15 protein-coding genes and 1 pseudogene are annotated in these 15,363 nt (G+C 42.1%); 5 read left to right on the top strand and 11 right to left on the bottom strand.

Translation table 11 applies throughout. The features are described 5' to 3' along the window. Positions 1-49: 49 nt before the first annotated feature. Positions 50-1,051 carry a zinc-binding dehydrogenase gene (locus J2736_RS06965; protein ID WP_310224719.1) on the bottom strand — a complete coding sequence of 334 codons (1,002 nt, stop codon included), beginning with the start codon at positions 1,049-1,051 and terminating at the stop codon, positions 50-52. Positions 1,052-1,169: 118 nt separating this feature from the next. After that, the gene (locus J2736_RS06960) at positions 1,170-2,003 is read right to left on the bottom strand and encodes a helix-turn-helix domain-containing protein (protein WP_310224717.1); all 834 of its coding nucleotides are present in this window, start codon (positions 2,001-2,003) and stop codon (positions 1,170-1,172) included. Positions 2,004-2,148: 145 nt separating this feature from the next. On the opposite strand from J2736_RS06960, the gene J2736_RS06955 reads away from it, so the two are divergent. Beyond that, on the top strand, positions 2,149-3,249 hold the full coding sequence (locus J2736_RS06955) for a GerAB/ArcD/ProY family transporter (RefSeq protein ID WP_310224715.1): 1,101 nt from the start codon (positions 2,149-2,151) through the stop codon (positions 3,247-3,249). Here the strand turns inward: J2736_RS06955 and J2736_RS06950 are convergent. The 9 genes and pseudogenes from J2736_RS06950 to J2736_RS06915 all read right to left on the bottom strand — a co-directional run bounded on the left by J2736_RS06950 (position 3,238) and on the right by J2736_RS06915 (position 11,151). After that, the gene (locus J2736_RS06950; protein ID WP_310224713.1) at positions 3,238-3,468 is read right to left on the bottom strand and encodes a hypothetical protein; all 231 of its coding nucleotides are present in this window, start codon (positions 3,466-3,468) and stop codon (positions 3,238-3,240) included. The two genes, J2736_RS06955 and J2736_RS06950, sit on opposite strands and share 12 nt — an antisense overlap. Continuing rightward, positions 3,465-4,637 (bottom strand): Ger(x)C family spore germination protein, encoded by a 1,173-nt coding sequence (locus tag J2736_RS06945; protein WP_310224711.1) that lies wholly within the window; start codon positions 4,635-4,637, stop codon positions 3,465-3,467. Before J2736_RS06945 ends, J2736_RS06950 begins: the two co-directional genes overlap by 4 nt. Continuing rightward, on the bottom strand, positions 4,634-6,229 hold the full coding sequence (locus J2736_RS06940; RefSeq protein ID WP_310224710.1) for a spore germination protein: 1,596 nt from the start codon (positions 6,227-6,229) through the stop codon (positions 4,634-4,636). Before J2736_RS06940 ends, J2736_RS06945 begins: the two co-directional genes overlap by 4 nt. A gap of 132 nt (positions 6,230-6,361) precedes the next feature. Then, positions 6,362-6,820, bottom strand: a complete 459-nt coding sequence (locus tag J2736_RS06935) for a cupin domain-containing protein (RefSeq protein WP_310224708.1) — start codon at positions 6,818-6,820, stop codon at positions 6,362-6,364. Positions 6,821-7,016: 196 nt separating this feature from the next. Further along, on the bottom strand, positions 7,017-7,763 hold the full coding sequence (locus tag J2736_RS06930) for an SDR family NAD(P)-dependent oxidoreductase (RefSeq protein WP_310224706.1): 747 nt from the start codon (positions 7,761-7,763) through the stop codon (positions 7,017-7,019). 204 nt (positions 7,764-7,967) lie between these two features. Then, positions 7,968-8,171: pseudogene (locus tag J2736_RS34270) on the bottom strand (winged helix DNA-binding protein); the annotation flags it as partial. A gap of 334 nt (positions 8,172-8,505) precedes the next feature. Continuing rightward, complete coding sequence (locus tag J2736_RS06925; protein WP_310224705.1) at positions 8,506-9,186, bottom strand: Crp/Fnr family transcriptional regulator; 681 nt, start codon at positions 9,184-9,186, stop codon at positions 8,506-8,508. A 38-nt stretch (positions 9,187-9,224) separates the two neighbouring features. Next, entirely contained in the window at positions 9,225-10,256 is a 1,032-nt protein-coding gene (locus J2736_RS06920) for an NADH:flavin oxidoreductase/NADH oxidase (protein ID WP_310224703.1), read from the bottom strand. Positions 10,257-10,329: 73 nt separating this feature from the next. Beyond that, the gene (locus J2736_RS06915; RefSeq protein WP_310224701.1) at positions 10,330-11,151 is read right to left on the bottom strand and encodes an alpha/beta hydrolase; all 822 of its coding nucleotides are present in this window, start codon (positions 11,149-11,151) and stop codon (positions 10,330-10,332) included. Between the two features lie 246 nt (positions 11,152-11,397). On the opposite strand from J2736_RS06915, the gene J2736_RS06910 reads away from it, so the two are divergent. The 4 genes from J2736_RS06910 to J2736_RS06895 are packed head-to-tail and all read left to right on the top strand — an operon-like array spanning position 11,398 to position 15,361. Next, positions 11,398-12,840 carry a spore germination protein gene (locus J2736_RS06910; protein WP_310224699.1) on the top strand — a complete coding sequence of 481 codons (1,443 nt, stop codon included), beginning with the start codon at positions 11,398-11,400 and terminating at the stop codon, positions 12,838-12,840. Positions 12,841-12,868: 28 nt separating this feature from the next. Beyond that, complete coding sequence (locus tag J2736_RS06905; protein WP_310224697.1) at positions 12,869-14,056, top strand: Ger(x)C family spore germination protein; 1,188 nt, start codon at positions 12,869-12,871, stop codon at positions 14,054-14,056. A gap of 10 nt (positions 14,057-14,066) precedes the next feature. Continuing rightward, a complete protein-coding gene (locus J2736_RS06900) occupies positions 14,067-15,164 on the top strand; it encodes a GerAB/ArcD/ProY family transporter (RefSeq protein WP_310224695.1) in 1,098 nt (365 codons plus the stop codon). Next, positions 15,161-15,361, top strand: coding sequence for a hypothetical protein (locus J2736_RS06895; RefSeq protein WP_310224693.1), 201 nt, complete (start codon positions 15,161-15,163; stop codon positions 15,359-15,361). The genes J2736_RS06900 and J2736_RS06895 overlap by 4 nt, the downstream gene beginning before the upstream one ends. The last annotated feature ends 2 nt before the right edge of the window (positions 15,362-15,363 follow it).

Raw genomic sequence — 15,363 nt, 5'->3', positions numbered from 1 at the left:
TAACTACGTATAAGTGCTTAAGATTCACTAAGTAATCGTCCAATTGGTATTATTCCACAAGCCGCTTCCAGTCAAATAGAACCCCCATCGCCGAGCTTCGATTGTTAACCAACAACTCGTACGCTTGCGGTGCATCATGAGGTGAATACCGATGTGAAATTAATAGTTTAACATCCATTCTCCCTTGCAACAGGTAATTTATGAATAGTTCTGCCATTTCAGGATGTTGCCATCCTTTATAAGACATTTGAGCATGAATACCGAGAATGGACACCGAGTTGGAAACCACGTTACGGCCCATTCCCTGAACGGATGGCGTAGCTGTATCTCCCAATAGTATGACTCGTCCCAATGGTTTAACAAGTTGAGTTGCTTGCGCTAATACAGCAGGATGTCCGGTAATATCAAATACGACATCCAGCATCTTGCCCTTCGTCTGCTCAGCGATATAGGCATTCGCCTTCCCTGCATCCATTGCTAGCCGATGAATCCCCGGTTTATCCCACACAAGTTGAACACGGCTCTCTGCTGGATCCATCGTGTAAACTTCTTTGGCTCCAGATAGATAGAGGTACTGCGTCACGAGCTGACCAAGGAGTCCTAGCCCAATAACACCGACTGTTTCTCCAAGAAACAGTTCTGCTCTTCTCACGCCAAGCTGGGTCGTTTTGGACAAATTAATCCAGGCACCCTCTTCAACGTCTATCTCCTTTGGCAGAAGTACAGCACGTGTAGACTCCGTCTTAAAATACTGGGTATGCGAATTTTCTACAAACACGCGGTCCCCTTTTTGTACATGCTGAACTGCCGTCCCTACTTCGATCACCTCAGCCACCATGGAATAGCCGGGACGAAATGGATAGTGCACCCAGCTTGACCAATTGGTATCCGGATCAAAGACGCCTCTCAGGCACTGAAGCTCTGTCCCTGTGCTGATTAGCGAACAAATCGCCGCGCATAACATCTCCGTCTGTCCGAGTGAAGCGTCAAAAGATTCCGAGATGACCTCCACCTTTTGCTTCTCAGAAAAAACAATGCTGACTGTTTCCATTTGTTCTCCTCCTTATATAGGAATTAACTCCTTTCAGATAAGTGTAGATGAGGATACTTTTGGAAAACAGTACAAATGTTTGTTGATATTTAACACTTCTACAGGTGTCCATCGCCACTTAATGTAGGCGACTAAATAGTTCTTTGTATTGACGAGGTGAAATGCCCGTATATTTTTTGAAAAGTCGTGTGAAGGTTTGAATATCGTTAAAGCCCAACATGTCACTAATTTCCGTGATTGTCATCTCACGCAACTCAAGCAATGACTTGGCTTTCGCAATTTTGATTTCCCGGTGCAGCAGAATTGGAGATTTTCCAAACATCGTCTTGAAATGATTGCTGACATAGGTCGGATTCATGTGCAATTCGATAGCCAGATCGGCGAGCGAAAGCGAAGCTTCGGGTTGATTAACAATTCTCAACAAAATCGATAAGAAACTGTGAGAAGACTGACTCTCCATAGAGGTCTTAACGCTGCCAAACGCATTATCCAAAAGTAAATATAGCAATTCCAGCGACTTCGCCTTTTGCAAAATGACATTCGGTAAGTGTCCTTTTCTGGACATGGAAAGCATGAGTTCATCGAAGACTTCCTCGAACTTTTGATGATTTTTTAGAGAATACGTGTAAGGTATCTGTAAAAAAGGCAGAACATCAACCACATGCTGAATCATATACGTGAAGTGCCACCAAAGGAATTCCGTTTCCTCATCACTATCTTTATATTGATCATGCTTGAGGTGAGGAGGAATAAAGATAACCGTTCCTGGGGACAAATGATAAACCTTTTCTAGCACTTTTAACTTGGCAGTCCCTTTTCTTATGTACGTCATCATGTAGTACTCTTCAAGAATACGATTACGATAGTTCATCTCTACACGATTATGGTTATCGAATTTGAGAATGTGCAAATCGGCAGTTTCCAACAGAGCGGAGATTACATCTTCTTGCACGTGAGCCACTTCCTTCTTTCGGACAAGTCTTCTGCTGATGGTTACATGAGAATTGTAGCATTCTACGTAGTTTTTTTGTATAAATTTGTATCGAAAAGTCAATACTTGGAGCAACCTCTGTGAGGTTAGGAGAGGGAGGGCGAAGATGCAGCCTACTGAACAAATCACGGTAAAGCAGTTTGGAATTATTCTATTCTCTTTTGTCGCTTCTACCATCATCTTAACGATTCCTGGATTGATGGCGATGTATGCCATGCAGGATGCTTGGCTTTCGGTAATTCCATCTACATTGACCGGATTATTGAGTATTTGGGTGATGGTTATACTTTCGAGACGATACCCTGGTTTGACTATCATCCAATACAGTCAAAAAATCCTCGGGAAATGGTTAGGAACATGCCTGGGCTTATACTATATCTATTTTTGGTACATGTCTCTTTCGATTATGACGATCCAACATACCTTTTTCATTAAAGCACTGTTATTACCAAGAAGTCCGTCCATTGTAGGTAGTCTGACATTATTAATACTTTGCGGTCTGGCCGTTTATTTGGGAATAGAAGTCATAGGAAGAGCGACGGAGTTTTTAACACCAATGAAATTGATTTTCCTGATTCCTCTCTTAATACTAACGATTGGGGCGGTAGATCCCGAACAGCTGAAGCCAATTCTGGGTAACGGAATCGTGCCGGTTTTACAAGGTGCCATTCTGCCGGGAGGCGCATTCATGAATCAATTATTTATTTTGGGCTGGCTTCTCCCTTATTTGAATCAGCCGAAAAAGGCACTCAAGGTCTCCTTGTTTGCCCTTTTAGCTATTTTTATTTTTATTTTTATCGTTGTCATTTCAGCGATTATGGTTCTCGGTTCATTAACAGGGCAGCTGAACTATTCGTATTTAAGTGTCATGCAATACATTGGCATTGAAGGTTCATTTGAACGACTAGAGGCAATCGCAGTCATGATATGGGTTATTGGAAGTTTTTCAAAAGTATCCGTTTCGTTGTTTATATTATGTATTAGTATTAGCCAGATTTTCCGTATTCAAAATTATCGTGATCTCGTTGCACCGGTAACCCTACTCGGCCTCATTGGATCTGTTTGGGTATTTAAGAATGGTGCAGAACTTCAAACCTATCTGACGTTGATTTACCCAAGCGCTGGTTTTGTCACGCAAAGTCTTATCCCATTGCTACTTCTCATGATCGACACGATGAAAAGAAAAGTAAACCCTTCACTGCTGTAATAGCATAGTCCCAAAGGGTTCAAAAATAAGTTTGAACGGGACAACCATGCTTGGCACGTTGACCCGAAACATTAATAAGGAACCGACTATCGACGATATGCCGATTAATGTCCCGAATACAGCCGCTTCTTTGTATTTTTGCATACTTAGGAAAGATCGAATTCTAACAAATGACCATACAAGCAGGACACCAATATACGCAATTGTACTTAAAATCATTTTTTGATTTCCTTTCTCTCCAAGTGTAAAGGAGGCCCCGCCATCCCGCTGCCTAAGATATTGATTGACACCTCAAGAGCAATATCCACGTCTGGAAACCTATCATTCCACTGATTTTTCAACACTTTCCATTGTTTCGGCTTATTGCGATAAATTTCCCGGCCGAACCCCACACTATCAACTTTGTATTGCGACTGAACTTTAGATAAGGCATCTTTGACTTGTTTTTGGACAGAGTTCTCCAACGCCTCCTGTACAAGTTTAATATTATGCGGCTTGCGAATATCCAAGTTTGTATTGTTTTCCCATATGTTTCCTTCCCCTTGCAGTTGTATCTTAAATGTTACCTTATCACCCGTGATCTGCGTGGTTATCTTTCGATTCGTCTTAGCCAGAATCATTCCGATTGTTCCATCTGCTTCTGGTAAGCTGGCGTTAAGACTGCCATGTTTCATACGATTTGTTATCCATAGGAACCCATTGGTTTCATTCTCATTTAGAAACCCAGCTAACTTAAAATCCTTGAAAATAGCTGATCCAGCTAGCTTGAATATATGGTCTTCCTTTAAACCTTCTGTAATGCCATCAGGTGTTATAGCTCCCAATACGGGACTGATTCCCTCTCCGGATGCAGCTTGAAAAAAGTCTCGCAATGTGATTGCCAATTCGCTATTTAAAGCTTCCATTTCTTTAATAGCTTCACTGGGCACTTGTTCAAAGGGGTATTTCACTTTCAAGAGGTCTCGCCCTTCTCCCCCCTTAACCACCATCATGTACGTTTTTAAACGTTGTTTTGAATCGTGCGTATAGATGTCCAGAATATCTGCAATACCGCTTTTGGATAACCGCTCACCTATAAAAATAACAACACGATGTGCCGTAAACAACCTGCGTGAACTCTTCTTCTGGAGCCTATAGAACGCTTCATTAATGTTCTTACCAACTGCAGATATCACAAAAAACTTCTCATTGCTGCTTCCACCACTTCCTGGCCCTCCTTGGGAGGATGAAGGAATCGCAATTTGATGTGATAAGATATAGTCCCCATCATCCGTTATATCAAATGCCGTACCCATAATGAAGGCAAGATCATTAATTTCGGTTCGATCCCAACATCCACTGGTGGTTATCAGTGTAAATAGCAGACCAATGTAAAGGAATGGTTTCATTCTGAACTCCCTTTCCCTTTTAACGCATTTTCAGGGCCTGGTTTTTGACCTGCAGGCTCACGGACCGGGTTGCTTGATGCTGTCGTTAGTGGCCGATGTGTCTTCGCCCATATCGGCGCCCGGATGAAGACATCCTTTAACTCCTTGAAAGTCATCGGGGCTGTCGGAGTGAAATAGGGAATACCGAAGGATCGAAGCGCTGTGATATGTAACACGATAGCCATAAACCCTAGGACAATGCCATAGAGTCCGAGCGTTCCGGCCAAAAATAGCATTGGAAACCGAAGTAATCGGATACCATTTCCAAAGCTATAACGAGGAATCGTAAACGCGGCAATCCCTGTAATTGAGACAATAATAACGACTGGAGCGGAAATAATGCCCGCAAGTACAGCCGCTTGACCGATAACCAACGCCCCAACTATACTAATCGCTTGTCCAATCTGTTTCGGTAATCGAATCCCTGCTTCCCGCAAGGCTTCAAAGATAATTTCCATGATGAAAGCTTCGACTACAGCTGGCAAAGGAACGGGCTCTCTAGAGGAGGCAATACTTAACACTAGATTGGTAGGTATCATCTCCTGATTAAAAGTCGTTATGGCCACATATAACGGAGGAGCAAATATCGCAATACTGATGAACAGGAAACGAATCCATCTTACAAAAGTTGCAATCGGCCAGCGAACATAATAATCCTCACTTGCTTGGAGACCCGTCCAGAATGTCATGGGAACAACAAGTACAAATGGAGAGGTATCGACGATAATCGCTATTTTCCCTTCCAATAACTCGGCAACAACAACATCAGGTCGTTCGGTACTGTGTACAAGTGGAAAAGGCGAATAAGGACTATCTTCAATAAATTCCTCCACATATCCAGAATCAATAATGCCATCAACTTGAATCCGAGATACCCTTTGTCGTACTTCTTCAATAATCGTTTCAGAAGCAATACCAGCAATATGCATAATGGAAACTTGTGTTTGGGTAAGTTCACCAATCGTAAAGCATTCCAGTTTCAATCTTGATGTTTTGAGCCTGCTGCGAATTAATCCAATATTCGTGGAGAGATTTTCTATAAAACCATCCCTAGGACCACGAATAACAGGTTCAGATGAAGGTTCTTCAAGGCTTCGTTGTGACTTACTATTCACTTTGACCATCATGGCTTCACTGTTCCCAATTGTAAGAACAGCGGCTTGTCCTTTTAACACTTGGTTGACAATCTCACTTACTTTGGATGTAACACACGTCCACCCATTGGAGATAATATGATCATCCAACTCGTCTGTTTTTTCAATGACGACATGATCTTGTTTGTCCGATTTGGCAATCATCGGTTTTAATACATAATCGTCAATCAGAACTTCATCAACAAGCGTTTCAAAGTAGATGATCAGCCAATGATTTTGTCCACACATTTGAACTTTACGAAAAACAATATCATCACTTTTTTGGAATATTTGTTTAAAAATAGATTCATTGTGCTCTAAATCTGTCGTTAATCTAGCGTGCTCTTCTTCAGATAAATGATCCTCAGGTATAATGGGATACCCAGGTTTCGTGTGTAGCCATTTCCTAAACCATTTCACTGATGAGCCTCCTAACGAGTTACTAGTACACCTAATTTTCCATTATTTCACCAAAAATATGCGGATGATCGTGGAGTCATTCTTGGCAGCCAAAAAAAAGAAACCTGCCTCAAGAGCAGATTTCCTTCTCGCCTAGCCTAACGTAATGCCGATGGCAGCATTATCGGCAGGCGTTCCGAGCCAGTATCCATAAGCAATTGCTACTTGAACAAAATTGCCTACCACTTCTGGGGCAGGAGGTCCTGGTGGCACAGTTTCCACTGGGCGTCCAATTTCATTGAAAAACTTCCCCATTTTCACTGTCGAAGCGACTAACAAGGAGACCGTTTCATTTGAGGAATTTCTCCAGGCGTGCTTCACATTGCCCGGAATATCAACACTATCGCCAGCCTTAACTGTTACCCACTTATCTTCTGTGAAACATTCAAGTTCCCCCTGTAGAATAACAAATGTTTCTGGATCTGCATGACTGTGAACAGGAACGACAACACCTGGTGGAACCACAGCTTTCATAAGAGAATAATCTTTATTTACTGATGAATCCGTTACTAATTGAATCTGCGGACCCATAATATCCAATACATTTGACATAACAAATGGCCTCCTAAAATAAATATAATGTCCTATATCCTATTATTAAATATCTCAATATGATAAATTCTACAATTAGGATATTACTCATCCTAGCATTAGGATGGTTGTGGAGTCAATCCGATCTGGGATCCAATTCGTGGTAATGAAAAAAGCCGCGATGTACGCGGCTTTTTCCGACTTCTATGTCAAACCGTTATGAAATAACGAGTCCGCCATCAACCCCAATAATCTGCCCAGTGATCCAGCTTGCATCTCGATCAGCCAAATGAACAACCCAACTTGCTACATCATCTGGCACGCCGCGACGCCCCAATGGAATCATCTTGCGTTCATGTTCCTTAACTTCATTAATCTGCTCTTCACCAAGTCCCATTCGATCTCGAAGGAAATCAGTTTCAACGGGGCCACTCGCGATCGCATTCACACGAATGCCCTTCGGAGCAAGTTCGAGAGCCCAACAACGCGTCAGATGTTCCACAGCTGCTTTACTTGAAGCATATAGGGATAAGTTTGCCGCCGCTTTACTTCCGTACGTACTCGACATGTTAACAATGGTGCCCTTTGTTTTTTCGAGATGTGGAATGGCAGCAGCAGCTAACAAAGTCGGCCCCATAACATTTACAGCGAAAATATCATTGATCGATTTCGCACTTACATCCGCGAGAGGCTGGATAACACCACCCCCTGCATTATTCACGACGATATCTAGGCGTCCCCAATGTTCAATAGCAGCAGCAACCGTCTTGCTTGCTGACTCCGGATCGCTAACGTCGGCGACAAATGCTTTCATGTTCGGCTCGCTGGCAGCTATCTCTTCCAAAGGTGCGATTTGGCGCCCGGTGATAAGCACTTTTGCTCCTTTCGCAGCAAATAAGCGAGCCGCCGCTAGCCCTATACCACCACCGCCACCTGTGATAATGACAACTTTATCTTGTAACATATTCAAAACTCCTTTATTTTAAATTAATTAACTAATAATTAATTGATTAACTATTTGGGAAACCTGTCCGTTCAGGACAGAATGTAAGGACTAGACCATTTTTTTCAACAACGTTTCCAACTGTTTCTGTTCTTCATAGGTAAGCTTATTACCCATTTTCTCTGTAATTGTTAGTTCGTAGACAGGCCAAACTTGCTGGATCATGTCATGACCCTCTGGTGTTAAACTAACAAGAACTCTTCTTCGATTGCTCGGGTCTAAATTTCTTTGGATGCTCCCTGCCTTCTCCAATGAATTCAATAAATTGCTAATATTCGCCCTAGTGACAGCAAGATCATCACTTATTTCGGATGGGACCATTGCTCTCCCACTAGACTTAAGGGCAACTAACACACACCACCGTCCCAAGGTTAGATCGAACTTAGCGAGTTGCTCCTCTAAATGCTGAACCAAATGATGATTCGTTTTGTAGAGTGTAAGAAAAAGATGGACCTGGAGCGGAGATTGCTCAAATGGGTTCCAAGGGTCTATAAGATAAAACCTCCATCCCTAATAGTTAATCAATTAACTGTTTACCTATTAACAATACGATTTTCTTATTCACATGTCAAGCCGGAACGTTTACCAAAAACTAACTCATAAAGTATCTGAGCATGAGAAATACACCAGCAACTGTTAGTAACTCCCTAACAATTGGTGGTGTGTTTCATGACGGATTGTCTAACTGGATCTATTTCCTTTTTTATGATTCCACATATTGTTCTAGGGCGTTTAGATCTCTAATCGTAATCTTCCCTCTAGAAAGTTGAATAATCCCTTCCTTCTCTAGAGCCTTTAATGTTCTACTAATTACCTCGCGCGCGGTCCCCAACTCAACGGACATACTATCGTGGGTGATGTGCAGCGGTTCGGATTCATCGCCTTGTTGCGCCAATTGAACAAGAAATTCCGAAACACGTCCACGAATGGATTTAAAGTTGAGGCTGTCTAGCAGATTGGACATTATCAGAATTCGATTAGCGAAAGATTTAAAAATGAACTGGCGAAACATCTGGTAGTGATCCGTCCAATGGCGGAACATATCCACTGGAATCAACAGCACTAAGCCATTTGTCTCTACGCAAGCGGAAGCTTCGTATTCCCCTTCACATAATATACTTGAAGACATCAATGGACAACATTCCCCACTGTGTATTCTATATAATGTGTATTCTCGGCCGCTGGCACTTAATTTGTACATTCGGACTGTCCCATCCAATAGCAAGAAGGCATACTCTAACAATTGACCTTCTTTAATTGTATAGTTGGGTTCCATTTCTACGACTCTAATGCCGACTTGATCCCAATCCTGATCTGATATGTCAGCCAGACTGGGGAATTTTGAATTGATTAATGGTAAATATTCAGACAGATTTGAACTCAACCGCTTCAACTCCTTGAGTCATTGCGTTGTCTTCTCAATCACCTCACGCCAAATCCCATGCCATAGACGCCAGGCATTGCGATTTCTTTACCGAGCTTGGTTGCTGCTTCAAGCGTCCAATATGGATTTCTTAACATACCACGACCTACGGCCACAAGATCCGCTTCTTCGTTGCCGATAACAGCATTAGCTAATGCGAAATCATCCAATCGGCCTACCGCTATGACCGGAACATTTAGGGCATTCTTAATTTCTCTTGCCATTGGGACTTGATACGCGACATGGGTACCAGGTCTTCCATGGGCAAGTATTGGCCCTTCTCCACCGGAACTGACATGGAATAGGTCCACACCAGCATCTTTGTACACTTTAGAAAATGCAAGGCTCTGCTCCAAACCATAACCGCCATCGACATACTCTCTTGCTGAAATACGCATGAGAAGCGGCATATCAGCTGGCATTACGCTCTTAACAGCTTGAATGACTTCCCGACCAAACAACGTCAAATCTTGTCCATATTCATCTGTACGTTTATTCGTAAAAGCAGATTGGAACTGATGGATTAAGTAGCCATGAGCTCCGTGAATTTCAATGGTATCAACGCCAGCTTTGATCGCGCGCTCAGCAGCTAAGCGAAACTTTTCAACCATTTGCTTCGTTTCTTCTGTTGTTAATGCGCGCGGCGTCTTAGCGGTATCATCGAATGGAATGGCAGAAGGTGCAACTGGCACTTCCGCATCTTCAGCCTTACGACCCGCATGGGCAATCTGAATACCAACTTTAGCACCGTATTGGTGTAAGGCATCGACGATTCGTTTTAAAGGAGCAATCTGCTCGTCCGACCATAGTCCAAGATCATGATCCGTAATTCGTCCATCCGGCTCAATATCTGTCATCTCAATGATGATTAAGCTAGTCCCACCGATTGCGCGGCTGAGATAGTGGTTATAATGCCAATCGTTGACGATTCCATCATTATTCGTTACGGCATACTGACACATCGGTGGCATCACCACGCGGTTTTTCAATTCTAGTCCTTTAATTTGAAATGGTGTGAATAAATGTTTCATTTCTTACATCTCCTTATATTCAAATTAGTATATGGTTAATTCTCTTTGATTTGTCTCATCATTGGATAGCAATTTAAGCATCGGTTCTGTTTCGCTCAATCCAGTTTATTATGTGATCGGCAACTTCTTCGTATCCCTTTTCCGCTATGATCCAATGCGACCGTTTGGGAAATTCAACGAACTGAGTTGCAGCTCCGGAGTTTTGATTATAGAGTTCAAAATTTTTCTTAACCATCGCGGCAGGAACAATATGATCCTTCTCACCAGCAATGATAAGAAGTGGTCCTCGTTTGCCGTTATCAAAGTTAACCGTTAGAGGGCTCTTCGAATTGAAGGAAGCAAATGCGCTTTGAAAAAATATTCTGGTCGTTTCGGGTACAGCATATCTGAATGCTTCTTTTTGTTCGTTCAATGGCATGGTATTGACAAAAGCATATTGGAATTGCTCAAACGTTAGGCTAACGGTCTTTCTCCAAGGCTTCAATAAGATGGAAGCTACCGACTTCTTAGCCGTCTTGAAAGCCCCTGCGTTGATCCCCTTCGAAGCAGCTGGGTCAATCGCGATACCCGCGGCTCCTAAGTTGCGATCCATGAGAATTTGAGTAATCAAACCGCCAAAGGAGTGACCAATGATAATCGGTTTTACTGGCAATGCCCGAATAATTCGGACATAATGATCAACGACCTCTGCCAATCCAAGTTTACCAAGACTGTCTGCAGGGTTATTTTTAAGCTCTTCGATACTGCGGGCATGGTATGGCCATGCGGGAGCCATCGTTTCAAATCCTTGTTTGATGAAATAGTCTCTCATTGGAGACCAACTATCCGGTGTCATAAAGGCACCATGTATGAAAAGTATAACCGGTTTTTTAGTAGAAGTTGTATTGATCGTCATAGTCAAATCCCCCCTGATGTTGGATGATTTATGTCTCTGCTTTTCTTTGTGCGTCTCACAGTTACGATCATATCAGGGTTAGTCTTATCGAACCGTAACTTTGTCACATAAAAACAAACGTCGGCATTTTGCCCGACGTTTGTTAGTGTTAGCAACCCCTACATTCATATCTCAGGCGTATAAATAACATTGGGTTTACCAATATTAACAATCATGTTGGGTTCTATATCATGAGGAGGTTTGCAAATGAGTCCCCCCTCGATTTCGACGAATGCCATTATCACTCATATGATAAATGCACTTGGTCATTCACCTGACTTTAAGCAGCATTTGTTGCCTGTTATCGGGAACGAAGGTGTTAAATGCTTCTATCTTGAATCGTTGGTGGATAAAACACGGTTTGAAGAGTTCATCTTACAACCGATTATTAAGCTTGAATATGGCTCCAATCTGGAACAACTGACAAGCGTTCTCACGAACAAAATGCCTAGTTCTTTCTTGCAGTCGGTGGGTAACCAGGAAACAGGACTCAAATATGTACTTGATGGTTTTATCCTATTCGTCCCCTTAGATGAGGGTAAACCGTTTGCTTTGGATTTCTCAAGAATCCCAGCTCGAAGTGTAACTGAGCCTGTAAATGAAGTTACTATACGTGGACCTAAGGAAGGCTTTACGGAAGATATGAACGTGAACTTAGCTTTGGTACGTAAGCGATTGAAGTCGAGTCATTTAACGTACAGCAAACTAACGATTGGTCAGGAGACCCATACCGACGTATACATTGTTTATTTGCAAAATTTAGCCTCCCCAACCATTATTGCCGAGGCCAAACGTAGACTGGAAACCATTCAAACGGATAGTATACTTGAAAGTTCCTATATCGAGGAGTGCATACAAGACACGGCATGGACGCCTTTCCAGCAAGTGTATGCAACGGAAAGACCAGATGTAGTGACGGCACATTTATTAGAAGGTTCTTTTTGTATTATTACCGCGGGAACACCGTGCGTATTAATCGGTCCCATTACATTTTTTCAATTATTTAATTCGCCTGAGGATTATTATGAGCGAGCGGATATCGCAACTTTGATTCGGTGGCTGCGGATGTTTTCTTTCTTACTTGCCATTTTCGTCCCTTCCGTCTACATCGCACTGGTGACATTCCATCAAGAAGTGCTTCCTTCTTCTCTCTTGATCAGTTTGTCCTCGCAGCGAGAAGGCATTCCTTTTCCTGCATTTCTAGAAGCCATGATTATGCTTTGCACCTTTGAAATACTGCGAGAAGCTGGCCTTCGGATGCCTCGAATCACTGGACAAGCCATTTCCATCGTTGGTGCGCTAGTCCTAGGACAATCGGCCGTTGAGGCAGGCCTTGTATCTGCCTCTATGGTCATCGTGGTTTCCATCACGGCAATTGCTAATTTTGTGACTCCCTCTTACAGCTTTGGAATCGCACAGCGCATCATTCAGTTTAGTTTTATTATCTTAGCAGGTATTGTTGGGATGTTCGGCGTCACATGTGGCGTGTTAGTGTTACTTACACATCTGGTGTCTATTCGTTCATTCGGTGTCAAATACTTTACACCACTCGCTCCAATGCATCTAGCAGCCTTTAAAGACACGTTGATACGCGTACCCAGACCCAAAATGAAACGTAATCACCGTTCTGTTTCAAAACGTCAACCTTAACCTCGATTCGAGACAAGGAGAACCTGTCATGAAACCCCAGAAATTAGCCGTAATACTCTTGATACTAATCGTACTCACGACAGGATGCTGGGACAAGAAAGAAATTAATAATTTGGCAATCGTAGATGCTATTGGGATTGATTACGATCCTGACACTAGCAAAAGAATTGTTTACTTTCAAGTTGTGAATCCAACTGGGGCTGGCGGTAAATCTGGTGAAGCTGCTAAAGCATCTGTCTACACCTACAAAGCAACACAAGAAATTGAAGCGGTTTCAGGATTTAGTATATTTGCTAACAATCAAGTCCCTCGCATCGTTTTCACGAATCAGGTTCAAGTCTATATTATGACACATCGGTATGCGTTGAAATATTACCGCGAAATTCTAGACTGGACGGAAAGTAACCCAACTAGGCGATCCACCGGTTTTTGTCTAATTACGGACGATCCTTTAGATAAAATAATGAATACCGTAGTCCCGTTGGATCGTATCCCAGGAGAAGCGATGCAGGCTATGGTGGATCTCCAAAACAAAGTAAATGGAAGTTTTGTTCCTGTACGCGCACGTGATGCCATTAATTTTCTGTCTCGAAAACAACCCTTCATCATACCTAACGTTAAGCTAATGAACACCAAACCGAGCACGCATTTCTCCAAGCTAGAAGAAATCAATGCTCCGGCTAGCAGTGTTCTGATAAGTGGAGGAACAGTCTTTCTTCAGGACCACAATATTGGCAAAATTGATGATCAAACGAACAATTTAAACAATGTATTAAATAATAAAGTTGATCATTTTTTACTTAAGATCCCACACTCACAAGGTAACATCGAGGTCTTCCTTGGGGATACGAAAGTAGTTCGAAGTTTAAAGATTGAGGGAAATAAAACGAAGCTTCAATTAGAAATCAAATCCTCACTGCGTTTGATGTTGGACAATAGGCCAATGGACCCTGGTGATTCTTTCGACTACGAAGAGATTGAACAATTGGCGAATAAAGAATTCGAAAAAAAATGTAGAGAATTTGTACAATTTGCTAAGGAAAAGAACTGGGATTTGCTTGGCATTCAAGATCAAATTGATCGCATGCACAGTAAGAAATGGTCCATCTATAAAGCTGACACATCGACATGGAAAGAGACGGATATCAGCCTAACAGTGGATCTCAGAGTAAAGTGGTTTGGACGTATCAAGTCTTCCTACCGCAGAGAGGGGTAGCCTTTAAAATATGGAAAATGCCCAATTTACAGCTTGGCAGATGTTTCTTCTTACAATTTCCTTTGTACTCGGAACATCTTTCTTTATCCGTCCAGGTGGACTGATCTCAGCCGCTAAGGAATATGCCTGGATCATACCCATTGCGGGTGGAATTTATGGTGTCCTAATAGCCACACTTTGGCTTTATTTGTCCAAAAGACACCCCGGATTAAGCATTGTCCAGATTTGTATTGAAGTGCTCGGCCGCAAAGTAGGATTGTTCTTCGCAAGTTTATATATCCTTCTGTTTATACAACTCGCTGCCTGGGTCGTTCGTAATTTAGGTGATTTTATCAAGATGAATCTACTTATGAGGACACCAATAGAAATCGTTCATCTCATGTTTTTACTCGTTTCTGCTTATGTGGTCATAAAAGGCGCTGAATCGATAGCCATGCAAAACGAATTTTTAACGCCGATATTAATTATTGCTTTTTGGATTGTATTCTTTCTTATGTTAAAAGGGTGGGATTGGGCAAATTTTGGACCCGCACAAGTTTTCCAACCTATCACACTCATACGCAACACGAAGGAGATGCTTGGTTTTCCTTTTAGTGAAGCGGTGTGTCTCGTCATGTTCTTTCCATTTGTAAAGAAGAAATTGGTAAGTTCCTTTCTTCTGGGAATTGGAGCAGCGGCGATTATTCTCAGTTTAATTGTCTTTTGCGTATTAGGTATTGTTGGCAGCTATCGTTCATCTCATTTAATGTATCCGTTGTTCACGTTAGCGCAAGAACTGCCATTCTCCTTTTTTTTGGATCATATGGAGGTCGTGATTGTATTTATTTGGTTCTTGGCCATTTCGATAAAACTTTCCATAGCGATGTATTGTTCAGTTCTAGGCATAAGTCAGCTATTTGGACTAAAAAACAGAACCTTCACTTCCCTATCACTAATTGGGATCATACTCCCTGTTTCATTGTTATTTGATAATGTTATAGAGAATATGAATTGGGATCACCACTATTCCTTTGCTTTTGATTCTATATTTGCTGTCGTAATCCCGGTACTTCTCATCGTGGTTTCTTGGATCAGAAAAGATCAATTCAAACGGTTGCACACGGTATGATTCTAATCACACTGATCTACCTTATTTACTTGATTCTATCCTTTTGGTCCATGATGCGAGTACATACATCAACGCGTGAGAAAATAATCAATGTGGTTATAACCACAATTGGCTATTTGTTGTTTGCAAGTATCCTCATCGATCACCCTATCGATACAAATAAAATAATTGGCTGGATGATTGATAAGGTCATGTAACT

Source organism: Paenibacillus qinlingensis, assembly GCF_031455095.1.
Taxonomy (GTDB): domain Bacteria; phylum Bacillota; class Bacilli; order Paenibacillales; family NBRC-103111; genus Paenibacillus_E; species Paenibacillus_E qinlingensis_A.
Note: the sequence above shows the minus strand (reverse complement) of the source record. Positions and strands in the feature narration are given on the sequence as shown.

Bases quoted from the DNA above. Each gene is read 5' to 3' on its own strand.
- J2736_RS06965 (WP_310224719.1), bottom strand. From the start codon at position 1,051: ATGGAAACAGTCAGCATTGTTTTTTCTGAGAAGCAAAAGGTGGAGGTC.
- J2736_RS06955 (WP_310224715.1), top strand. From the start codon at position 2,149: ATGCAGCCTACTGAACAAATCACGGTAAAGCAGTTTGGAATTATTCTA.
- J2736_RS06950 (WP_310224713.1), bottom strand. From the start codon at position 3,468: ATGATTTTAAGTACAATTGCGTATATTGGTGTCCTGCTTGTATGGTCA.
- J2736_RS06945 (WP_310224711.1), bottom strand. From the start codon at position 4,637: ATGAAACCATTCCTTTACATTGGTCTGCTATTTACACTGATAACCACC.
- J2736_RS06935 (WP_310224708.1), bottom strand. From the start codon at position 6,820: ATGTCAAATGTATTGGATATTATGGGTCCGCAGATTCAATTAGTAACG.
- J2736_RS06930 (WP_310224706.1), bottom strand. From the start codon at position 7,763: ATGTTACAAGATAAAGTTGTCATTATCACAGGTGGCGGTGGTGGTATA.
- J2736_RS06920 (WP_310224703.1), bottom strand. From the start codon at position 10,256: ATGAAACATTTATTCACACCATTTCAAATTAAAGGACTAGAATTGAAA.
- J2736_RS06915 (WP_310224701.1), bottom strand. From the start codon at position 11,151: ATGACGATCAATACAACTTCTACTAAAAAACCGGTTATACTTTTCATA.
- J2736_RS06910 (WP_310224699.1), top strand. From the start codon at position 11,398: ATGAGTCCCCCCTCGATTTCGACGAATGCCATTATCACTCATATGATA.
- J2736_RS06905 (WP_310224697.1), top strand. From the start codon at position 12,869: ATGAAACCCCAGAAATTAGCCGTAATACTCTTGATACTAATCGTACTC.
- J2736_RS06900 (WP_310224695.1), top strand. From the start codon at position 14,067: ATGGAAAATGCCCAATTTACAGCTTGGCAGATGTTTCTTCTTACAATT.
- J2736_RS06895 (WP_310224693.1), top strand. From the start codon at position 15,161: ATGATTCTAATCACACTGATCTACCTTATTTACTTGATTCTATCCTTT.